This is a genomic window from Endozoicomonas sp. SESOKO2 (genome assembly GCF_024606245.1).
GTDB lineage: Bacteria > Pseudomonadota > Gammaproteobacteria > Pseudomonadales > Endozoicomonadaceae > Endozoicomonas_A.
Map to the genome: position 1 here is coordinate 1 of NZ_JAHHPQ010000419.1, position 3,971 is coordinate 3,971.

General features: G+C 49.9%; 2 protein-coding genes. One reads left to right on the forward strand and one right to left on the reverse strand.

Features of this window, described 5'->3' with window-relative positions:
• Positions 1–1,535, forward strand: a 1,535-nt coding sequence (locus KDK17_RS09150) for a hypothetical protein (RefSeq protein ID WP_257287905.1), incomplete at its 5' end; no start/stop codon positions are given.
• Positions 1,536–1,640: 105 nt separating this feature from the next.
• On the opposite strand, the gene KDK17_RS09155 is transcribed toward KDK17_RS09150, so the two are convergent.
• Complete coding sequence (locus KDK17_RS09155) at positions 1,641–3,764, reverse strand: hypothetical protein (RefSeq protein ID WP_257287906.1); 2,124 nt, start codon at positions 3,762–3,764, stop codon at positions 1,641–1,643.
• Between the last annotated feature and the right edge of the window lie 207 nt (positions 3,765–3,971).

Genomic DNA, 3,971 nt, shown 5'->3' on the forward strand with positions numbered 1-3,971 from the left:
ACAGGATCATCGCTCTGCTGCGTGAAGGTCTGATCAGCAAGATTGAACTTGAGCAGTACATGAAGGCTGTCAGAGGTGCCGATGGTTATCAGACAGTGGATGAATTTGAGCACTTCCTTGGTTACAAACACGGCGTCAGCGTGCCCGAGTTCAAGAAGGTTGTCCAGATGATGTCCGACAAGGGGTCTGAGGAATTCATGCAGAGTGCCTTTACTCCTGTGACCGTGAGCACTAATGGCCCGGCGGGTATGAAAGACTCTGTTACCGGCATGAAAGAATACGCAGCAGCGGTGATCGCCAACTACGTTCTTGACGATATTGCCTTTGAGAACGGCCGCAAAACGGCAGCATTTCTGGCCAATGTTCAGGATACCCTGACACCTTACGCTCATGCTGCCGGAATATTTGAAACAGAACTGATCCAGGCTGTCTATAGCGCACTGATGCAGGCTCATGCCGCAGCAGCTGAGCAACAGCTAATGAAATACTGGGTCAAACCTTCAGCCTCTCTGATACAGGCGGTCACCTGGTACTTCTCCAACTACAAAGCTCTTCTGGTGACCAATACCGCCCGGCAGGCGGCCAGTCTGTGCCTCTCGAACATGGCCTTCCTCTATCTTCTGGATCTGACCAACCGGGGCGATTACACACACAGAATGCTCACACCCTTTCAGCACTGGTTGGAGCGCTATGGTGTCGATCTTGACCGAACCGGCCAATATGCCTTCCACAGTGGAATTGAAAAAGTCTCTGAAGTGAGTGGGCTGGCAATGCCATTTGGCAAGGCTGCTTCCTCAGTCATTCTGCTGAAAACCGGCTCTATGCTATTTATCCGACAGTACCACGCCAACCCCCGGATGTATCGCAGCATTTTCCGTCTGGTGCCTGAAATGTTGACATCAATGGCTTCCGTACAAGGCGTTCAGGTACCGCTGCTGCAAAGAGTCACACCAGAAAAAGTGAAAACTCTGGCCTCTGCCACCGCCGGTATCGTGCTGGGTCCGATAGCCACTGTCGGAGCATACGTCTACGGTCTGATATCCGGGTTTACCTTCGCTCAAACCTTCGGATTCGCTCTGGCGTCGAGTCTTGGTTTCGACTTCTTCATGAACGACAACAAGATGCTCACTCAATGGCTGGGTGGACCTCTGGGCCGAAGTCTTGACGGACTTAATCGCTGGAGAAGCATGGGTGAAAGGGAGTCTGACTATGTGAAACGCAACGCCATTGCCACGCCTCAAGGCTTCAGTGAAACAGATCAAGAGTATACCAACCGTGTTAAAGCAGACAAGGTAATGTATGGCTGGACGCGGAACGAGAATTATCTTCAGTTCCGTGAACGACGTGATCACACCATGAAGATGTATGAGCACGGCTGGGAGAACTACTTCAGGGAAAATGTGCCTAAATGGTCATTCTCCCACGCAAAAAGTATTCCTTACTCTTACACTCTGGGCGCCTTCTACGAGTGGCAACAGAAAGGTAACAGGAGAGCCACAAGGACAGCGTTGCCTGAGGAACCCCTGCAGCCATGAAAGCAGCAATGTTTGATCGTAAGGCTTGTTGGTTCGGAACCTCAGGGCCTGAAAAAGCATGGGAACCCGAGTTTAGCGACACCCTCTCAAGGGACGGGTGTCATTTCAAGGGGTGAGGTCATTGTTCCGGTTTACAGCAACAGGCTTGCGTTTTCGATGTCTTCTTTTGTGATTCGTCAGGTCAAAAGCATTCTTGCAGACAGTCCCGCATGGTCTTTGCAGACCATCCTCTCCGAATACTGTCACATCGCAGGTTTGTGGTCTGCTATGGTCTTTTCTTTTGTGGTTCGACAGGCCTTTGGTATTATCGAAGAGCTTTCCGCATGGCCAAGGTTGGCCATCCTCTCCGATTAGTGTTACGTTGCAGGTTTTTGGCCCGGTATGGTATGTGCTTTTGTGATTCGACAGGCTTGTAGCACTCCTAAGCACCGCCCCACACGGCCGCCGCTGCCCATCCTTCTCAATTACAATTTCCTTACAGGTTTGTTGCCCGGTGTGATCTTTCCTTATATGATCCGACAGGGCCTGATAACTCCTGCAGACCTTCCCGCATGGTTGCTGCCGACCATCCTCTCCGGCCATGGTCACGTCACAGGTTCGTTTACCACAGTGCATGTTGCTTTTGTGACTCGACAGGGTTTGAACATTCTTGCAGATTGACCCGCACAGTCGCTCCTTGCCATCCTTGCCAACTACGGTTACGTCACAGGTTTGTTGTCCAGTGTGGAAGATTCTCTTGTGATCCGTCAGGGCTTTAGAACTTTTGCAGTTCGCCCCGCATCGGCGACGCTGGCCATCCTCCCGGATCACGGTTAAGTCACAGATCCGCTGCCCACTATGGTGACTGTTTTTGTGAGTTGACAGTGCATTAGCATTCCTGCAGACCGCCCCGCATGGCTGCGGCTGGCCATCCTTCCCAATCACCATCACGATACAGGTTTTTTGCCCGGTATGGTGTCTTCTTTTGTGATGCGACAGTGCATTAGTATTCTCGCAGACCATTCCGCATGGCCGTGGCTGGCCATCCTCCGGGACTACTGTTACGTCACAAGTTTTTTGCCCGGTATGGTATAAACTTTTGTGATTCGACAGGGCTTGAACACTATTGTAGGCCTTTCCGCATGGTCGCTGCTGGCCATCCTTCCCAACCATGGTCACGTAACAGGTTTGTTGCCCGGTGTGGAAACTTCTTTTGTGATAGCTAAGGGCATTATGATTCCGGAAGACCATTCCGCATGGCCATGACTGGCCATCCTCCGCGACTTCTGTTAAGTCACAGGTTTTTTGCCCGGTATGGTATTTGGTTTTGTGAGACAAAAGTGCTTTTTGATTCTTGTAGACTTTCCGGCATTGCCGCAGTTGGACATCCTCGCTGACTAAGATGACGTTGCAGGTTCCTTGCCCGGTAGAGTCAGTTCTGGCTGCCCCTGCACCCATTGAGTCTGCGACCCCGTCTACAGGGCTGCAACGATAGCAGTGTCCATTGGCCTCGTGGGAGCATGGGCTCTCTCCGGAAGTTTCTTCAGTGCAGTATTTCGAACTTTCTTCACAATCTGACACTATGCTATCGGATGAGTTGGAAGATTGCCGGAATCGACAAACACCATTACAGGGATAGATATAACAATTTAAACCCAAAGTATGCAGGTGTTGTTCAGGATCTTCGTTATCGCCGACAGAGCTGGAAAACAGGAGATTGGTGAAATAGCCCGTGATGTGACTGCTGGCTTGTGGGACACGCTGGCCTGATGATTCTGATGGCTGATAATGAGGTTGTTCTTGTTCAGAGCCTGGCATCATAGCGGTGATGGCAAGCCGGTGATTTTGACTCGTTTCTTGTTGCCCAATCGGGTTAAACAGCGGTGAGTTGGCGTTCCAATAGCTTTTTAAAAGCCAACTGATAGTGATAACTGCTTCTACAGTTATGTGTGAATAAGGGTTTGAGCATAGAGAGGCGTCTCTGGTACTCAGAATGAGCTCATAAGCAACCAGCAGATCCGTCGCGTAAAGCCATCGCCACGAAATTGATTCTATGAGAGTCGTTTTCACTTCCTGACTGTCAGGTTTGTGTCGTTTTTCATCAGATGATGAGTCTGGTTCTACATTGCCGTTTGTGTCGACAGTGTCTGATGGGTTGCCTGACAATGTTGGTCGGTTAAGCTTAATAGAAAAGTTCTGGTCAGGAAAATCTGTATTCTTTTCAACCTCGATAACAATATGTCTTGCCAACGGTTTAGTCTGGCAGACGACAGAAAACGACAGTAACAGCAGTGCCGCAAAAAGTGATTGTTTAATAATTCTGTCCCTGTCTTCTGGTTTACAGAGAAGAAGGATAGATCAGGAAAACAAGGGTGTTTTTATCTTCTTGGCTCGTTACCATGATCTAGCAGCCTGTCGGACTTAAGCGTCCGTAGCGAGGATTGCAAGAAATTGAGG